The 5,809-nt window shown below is 27.9% G+C and carries 9 protein-coding genes; 5 read left to right on the top strand and 4 right to left on the bottom strand.

Annotated features, from left to right (window positions below):
* The first annotated feature begins 142 nt into the window (after positions 1 to 142).
* Genes AC30RD_RS03375 through AC30RD_RS03355 form a run of 5 tightly spaced genes read left to right on the top strand, consistent with a single transcriptional unit; the run spans position 143 to position 2,440 of the window.
* Positions 143 to 412 carry a FliM/FliN family flagellar motor switch protein gene (locus AC30RD_RS03375; protein ID WP_489492815.1) on the top strand — a complete coding sequence of 90 codons (270 nt, stop codon included), beginning with the start codon at positions 143 to 145 and terminating at the stop codon, positions 410 to 412.
* Complete coding sequence (locus AC30RD_RS03370; RefSeq protein WP_489492814.1) at positions 405 to 698, top strand: flagellar biosynthetic protein FliO; 294 nt, start codon at positions 405 to 407, stop codon at positions 696 to 698. Before AC30RD_RS03375 ends, AC30RD_RS03370 begins: the two co-directional genes overlap by 8 nt.
* Complete coding sequence (fliP, locus tag AC30RD_RS03365; RefSeq protein WP_489492813.1) at positions 685 to 1,401, top strand: flagellar type III secretion system pore protein FliP; 717 nt, start codon at positions 685 to 687, stop codon at positions 1,399 to 1,401. Before AC30RD_RS03370 ends, fliP begins: the two co-directional genes overlap by 14 nt.
* Positions 1,398 to 1,667 carry a flagellar biosynthesis protein FliQ gene (fliQ, locus tag AC30RD_RS03360; protein WP_489492812.1) on the top strand — a complete coding sequence of 90 codons (270 nt, stop codon included), beginning with the start codon at positions 1,398 to 1,400 and terminating at the stop codon, positions 1,665 to 1,667. Before fliP ends, fliQ begins: the two co-directional genes overlap by 4 nt.
* Positions 1,664 to 2,440 (top strand): flagellar biosynthetic protein FliR, encoded by a 777-nt coding sequence (locus AC30RD_RS03355; protein WP_489492811.1) that lies wholly within the window; start codon positions 1,664 to 1,666, stop codon positions 2,438 to 2,440. The genes fliQ and AC30RD_RS03355 overlap by 4 nt, the downstream gene beginning before the upstream one ends.
* Here the strand turns inward: AC30RD_RS03355 and flhB are convergent.
* From flhB to AC30RD_RS03335, 4 genes are all read right to left on the bottom strand, one after another.
* On the bottom strand, positions 2,437 to 3,489 hold the full coding sequence (gene flhB / locus AC30RD_RS03350) for a flagellar biosynthesis protein FlhB (protein ID WP_489492810.1): 1,053 nt from the start codon (positions 3,487 to 3,489) through the stop codon (positions 2,437 to 2,439). The two genes, AC30RD_RS03355 and flhB, sit on opposite strands and share 4 nt — an antisense overlap.
* A 12-nt stretch (positions 3,490 to 3,501) precedes the next feature.
* Complete coding sequence (locus tag AC30RD_RS03345; RefSeq protein ID WP_489492809.1) at positions 3,502 to 5,025, bottom strand: GGDEF domain-containing protein; 1,524 nt, start codon at positions 5,023 to 5,025, stop codon at positions 3,502 to 3,504.
* The gene (locus AC30RD_RS03340; RefSeq protein ID WP_489492808.1) at positions 5,022 to 5,465 is read right to left on the bottom strand and encodes a MotE family protein; all 444 of its coding nucleotides are present in this window, start codon (positions 5,463 to 5,465) and stop codon (positions 5,022 to 5,024) included. The genes AC30RD_RS03345 and AC30RD_RS03340 overlap by 4 nt, the downstream gene beginning before the upstream one ends.
* Positions 5,431 to 5,809: hypothetical protein (locus AC30RD_RS03335; RefSeq protein WP_489492806.1), on the bottom strand; the 379-nt coding region annotated here is incomplete at its 5' end. The genes AC30RD_RS03335 and AC30RD_RS03340, both read right to left, overlap by 35 nt.

The following is a 5,809-nucleotide window of genomic DNA, read 5'->3' as shown; positions in this document are numbered from 1 at the left end:
ATCACCATAACAGATGATGATGCCGCACCAACCATTAATTTTTCAACTTCTACATATGGGTCCGCAATCAATGAGAATGTTGCGGGAACTGTTTATTTTACAGATTTTGTTATTCAAACTGCCTAATTGATAGGGAGAATTTGTGAATATAAAAGAAAATAGTATTGAAAATAAAAGTAAACCGCTATCATTAGAATTTTTAAACGATGTAAAATTAAAGATTCATGTAAGTGTTGGAAAAACTGAAAAAATGTTGCTTGAAATTATATCTTTAAAAGAGGGTGATATATTAAAACTTGATACTGGGATTGATGACTATATAAAATTACATATTAATGGGCAAACTTTTGCTCTTGGCGAGATGGTTATTGCAAATGAAAAATATGGTGTAAGGATAATCGATCTTGCTTGATAATATTGAAATTTTAAAATTTTTGGCTTCCTTTTCCATAATTGTTATTTTTATCTATTCTATATACTATTTTCTTTTAAAAAGCGGTTTTAATTTGACTTCAAAAGGGACAAAAAATATAAAAATTATTGAAAGTGTACATCTATCGAGAAACAAACTTTTATATTTGATAAAAGTTAAAGAGACTCTTTTTTTGCTCTCTTTAGATGAGAAAGGGATAAAAAAGATAAAAGAGTGGCAAGATGAGGCAAAGATGTCTCAAGGAACAATAGATGAAAAGAGTTAATTTTGTTTTTTTTATTTTATTTTTTTCTCCATTATTTCTTAACGCAGGAGTCGTTGAGGATACTATAAATCAATTAAAAGATTTGGATGTTACCTTAAAAATACTTTTTTTAATAACAATATTAAGCCTTGCTCCGGCGATCTTAATAACTATTACTTCATTTACAAGAATCGTAATAATACTTTCGCTTCTAAGACATGCGCTAGGAATACCTCAATCACCACCAAATCAGGTAATAATCGCACTTTCTCTTTTTTTAACTTTTTTTATTATGCAGCCTGTGTTTATGGATATTCATAAAAACTCTATACTTCCATATATGGATAAAAAAATTTCTGATATGGAGGCAATTGATAGAGCTAAAGAGCCTATAAAAAAGTTTTTATTGAAAAACACTAGAAAAGAGGATTTAAAGCTTTTTATAGATATGTCTAAAAAAAAGCCAAAAAGTCCTGAAGAGCTTGATATGATTACATTAATTCCGGCGTTTTTGGTAAGTGAGATAAAAATAGCTTTTGAGGTAGTTTTTATAATTTTTCTTCCATTTTTAGTAATAGATCTTTTAGTCGCAAGTATATTGATGTCAATGGGTATGATGATGATTCCGCCTATGATGATATCACTTCCATTTAAACTTATTTTATTTGTATTGGCGGACGGTTGGGAGCTTTTGATAAAAGCGTTGATAGAGAGTTACAAATGAACATAGATCAGGCTATAACATTTGTAGAGCAGATGCTTAAAGTTGCTTTAATGGTTGGAGGTCCTATTTTATTGACGGCTTTTATCGTAGGACTACTTATTAGTATTTTTCAAGCGGCAACGCAGATACACGAGATGACGATTACTTTTATTCCAAAGATTGTCGCGACCGTTGTAGCAATGATCATCTTTGGTTCGTGGATGTTTATGCTTTTAACAGAATATTTTAAAGAGACCTTTCAAAATTTAACAACAATATTGCAATGAAACCTCTAATAACTCCACAAGAAGCTTTATTGATAGGACTAATTTTTACTAGAGTAATAGCTATTTTTTTAAGCTTTCCTCTTTTAAACACATCTATGATTCCAACAAATATAAAGCTTTTATTGGTTGTTATGCTCTCTTTTTATATCTCAAATTTTGTAAAAGTAGATATAAATATTAAAGAAATTTCTGAGTATTTTATCGCTTTGCTTATATTAAAAGAGCTTTTTATAGGTTTTTCTTTGGGACTTTTAGTAAATATTTTCGTATCGGCTCTTTCGTATGCTGCGGAGATTATTAGCTATTTTATGGGCTTAACCGTTGTAAACGTATTTGATCCAACTTTTGGACAGATTTCAGTATTGAATAGATTTTTTATCCTTCTTTTTTATATGCTCTTTTTTTTAACAGATGCATATCATTATATACTTGGTTCAATAATTTTAAGTTTTGATTATATCCCTTTAGATAAATTTATAATAAATGAAGGAGTTTGGGAATTTATAATAAAATATTCAGCAAATATATTTATGATAGGTTTTCAGGTTGCTTTTCCTTTTGCATTGATACTATTTTTGATAAATGTAGCTTTAGCTTTGGTAAATCGTTTAATTCCGCAGATAAACGTTTTTATAGTGGGTTTACCTATGCAGATTTTTGTGGGGCTTGCATCTTTGGCTTTTGGTGCTTCAGTGCTTATTTATACTATCATAACTATTATTCAAAGGCTTGGTGAAGATTATGTGGATTTGGTAAAATTTATTGGATTTTAGATTTTTCCTCTTTTTTTATAAATTTTTGCCAAAATTTTCGCTATCGCTTTATATAGATTTTCAGGTATAAAATCTCCTATTTCGCAAGATTCGTATAAGCTTCTTGCAAGGGGAGGGTTTTCTTCTATTGGGATATTTAACTCTTTTGCCTTCTCTTTAATTTTTAAAGCTATTAAATCTTTCCCTTTTGCGACGACTTTAGGAGCTTGCATCTCTTTTCTTTTATAAGACAAAGCTACCGCATAGTGAGTAGGGTTTGTGATAACAACGTCCGCTTTAGCAACTTCTGCCATCATTCTAGTTAGACTCATTTCTCTTTGTTTTTTTCTAATCGCCGCTTTTATTTGAGGGTTGCCTTCGTAAAGTTTTTGTTCTTCTTTAATTTCATGTTTGCTCATTTTTATATTTTCTTCATATTCGTGTCTTCTAAAAAGATAGTCGATTATAGATATGGGTATGGATAAAAGAGCAAAAGCTAATATCATAATCAAAGTATATTTAACTAAAAAATAGGCATCCTGGTTTACCGCAATAAAAGAGAACCTAAAAACATCTTCAAGCAAAGATTTTATTAAATAGTAGGCAACCGTCGTAGCTATAACTAATTTTAAAAGATTTTTAGCAAGTTCGAACAACGTTTTTAAAGAAAAAAGTCTTTGAAGCCCAGAGATTGGATCTATTTTATCAAGTTTTGGGGTTAACGGTTTTAGTGTAAACATAAATCCAAACTGTGCAACATTTGATAAAAAGCCTATTATGAAAAGCGTTAAGAAAACTGGGAAAATAAGTATCGCCAATATTTTTACGGTTTCTATTATCGTTAGTTTGTTTTGACTAACTAAAAGATAGATCGGATTTGAAAATATATATGTAAAATAGGAGTGGAGTTTTTCATAAGCATAAGGGAAATAAAATATTAAAAAAAGTGATATAACAAGTAAAGAGGCGGATATTGGGATATCTTGGCTTTTTGCGACTTGTCCTTCTTCTCTGGCTTTCTCTCTTCTACGGGGGGTAGCCTTTTCCGTTTTGCTTGGGTCTTTTGCCATTATTTATCCTAACTATTTAGCTAAAGTTATGCAGTTTCTGCCCGCTTCTTTAGATTCGTATAAAGCAGCGTCCGCTCTGTTTATCAAAGAATCTATATCTTTATCTAGATCAGGATCATACTCAGCTATTCCTAAACTTATAGTTACATATTTTACAGTATCAAACTCATAATCTTCAACTGCCTTTCTTAACTTTTCGGCAAGTTTTTCTGCTCCTTGAAGCGAAGTTTCAGGAACAAGTATGATAAATTCTTCCCCTCCCCATCTAAAAGCAAAATCACTTTTTCTTATATTTGATTTGATTATTTGAGACAATTTTTTTAAAACATAGTCCCCAATATTGTGTCCATATTTATCATTTATTCTTTTGAAATAGTCGATATCAAAGATTATTAATGACATTGGTCTTTTATATCTTTTTGCTCTTTCAAGCTCAAAAGATGAGATTTCATAAAATTTGTTTCTATTAAAAAGTCCTGTTAATTTATCGGTTGCTGCGATATGTTTTAATTTTTCATTGATTTTTAAAACATAATATATAAAACCTAAAATCAATATAATAATAATATTACCAAGAAAAATATTATGCAAAAATATTGAATTAAAAACTCCAAACGTATTATCCTGTTCATACGATATTAGATAGCCTATATTTTTGCTATTTTTTTGTGTAGGTGAGATTGTTAAAAACGTAACTATATAATATTTACCATCCAAGAAGACATCTTGTGCAAAATTTTTCTCAAGATTTAATCGATCTTTGATTTTTTCTTTTAATATTTGGTTTATTTTGTGAATAGTTTTATTGTTTACTCTTGATCTATCTCTTTTTATTGAGCTCTCTTCATAAAAATAGTTTTCATTTATATCGCTTTGAATAAAAAGTTTTTGTCCCGTTCTTAACGCACTATTTGATATAAACTCTTTTTTTAGGATATATTCATAATCGCTGTTAAAAAGTTTAGTTAGCTCTTGTTTTAATATATCATATGTTATGGAAGTTTTCATATGTGCGATTAATTTTCCATTTAGAAAAAGTGGATAGTTATAAATGATTCCGGTTTCAATCTCTGTAAATTTAAACTCTTTTTGTAAAAAATCTAAATTTTTCTCTTTTTTATAGATAAAATCATCAAACTTATATGGCTGATGCATTCTTAAAAACACTTTCCCATCAGGAAAATAAAAAGTCATATAATAGATTTTATATTTTTTCAAAAGTTTATAAAAATTTAATAATCTATTATATATCTCTTTTCTAATTTCTACTATCTTAGTTTTTGTTGTTTGATTTTTTAATTTTTCTATTAAATTTAATATATCCTCTCTTTCATTTATAGAGTCATGAACAAAGCTGCTTAACATTTTAAAGCTATTTTTTGTTGCTTTATATTCTGAAAAAAGCTTTTGAACTTTTTGATCAAAATAGATCTTTATTCTTTCTTGTTTATCGTTATAAAAATAAAAAAATAAAAAAATATTGGACAAAATATAAATTGCTAAAAAAATGGATATCTTAAATAGATTTTTTTTCATTTTTTCTTTTTTAGATCTGTTAAAATTTTTACTATTTCACTTACTCTTTTTGGATCTACAAAATTTAAAGCCTCTCCCGCGCTTTTTGCTTTCATATTATATAAAATGTAAGCAGCTTTTGCAGGATCTTCAAGTTTTGATAGTTTCTCGCCAGCCATTTCAGGCTCCATCCCTTCAAAAGCTTTGGCCAATTTTTTATATCTTTCTTTATTAAGCTCTTTTTGTAACTTTTTTAGATTTTCTTTAGTGATTTTTAATTTTTCTTGTTCTTCTTTTATCTTTTTTAAAAGTTCTTCATTTTTTCTAATTTTCTCTTCAACCTCTTTTTTTAAACTCTCAAGCTTTTTTATCTCTATCTCAATCTCTTTTTTTTCAGCTTGAGCAAAAGAGTTTAATGATAGAAAACTAATTATTATAAAATTTACGAACAAATATCTCATTTGCAAGCCTATTTTCATTTTCACTTTCTTCTTTAGCCTTTTTAATTTCTTGTTTTTCTAGATAGCTATTAAATGCTTTTTTTTCACCCAGTATTGTTGATAGGATATCTTTTTTATACTCTAAAATCTCTTCTAAATCCCTTTTTTTTATATTTAATCTTTTTATTTCGTCTAAAATAGATTTTAAAAAAAGATCTTTTGATTGCATAGCAATACAATCATCAAAATCCTCATTTTCCCTTTTTTTATAAATATCCTCTTTATATAAGATATTTTTTTCTATCTCTTCCAATTTATTTTGCAAATCTTTTATTTCGTTTTGAAGTCTATTTATTTCGTAATTT

The sequence above is a fragment of the Nitrosophilus sp. genome, from assembly GCF_982775275.1.
The sequence above is the reverse complement of the archived record's forward strand: the minus strand, read 5'-3'. Positions and strand labels throughout refer to the sequence as shown.

Coding starts and splice junctions, on each gene's coding strand:
- fliP (WP_489492813.1), top strand. CDS start 685: ATGAAAAGAGTTAATTTTGTTTTTTTTATTTTATTTTTTTCTCCATTA.
- fliQ (WP_489492812.1), top strand. CDS start 1,398: ATGAACATAGATCAGGCTATAACATTTGTAGAGCAGATGCTTAAAGTT.
- AC30RD_RS03355 (WP_489492811.1), top strand. CDS start 1,664: ATGAAACCTCTAATAACTCCACAAGAAGCTTTATTGATAGGACTAATT.
- flhB (WP_489492810.1), bottom strand. CDS start 3,489: ATGGCAAAAGACCCAAGCAAAACGGAAAAGGCTACCCCCCGTAGAAGA.
- AC30RD_RS03345 (WP_489492809.1), bottom strand. CDS start 5,025: ATGAAAAAAAATCTATTTAAGATATCCATTTTTTTAGCAATTTATATT.
- AC30RD_RS03340 (WP_489492808.1), bottom strand. CDS start 5,465: ATGAGATATTTGTTCGTAAATTTTATAATAATTAGTTTTCTATCATTA.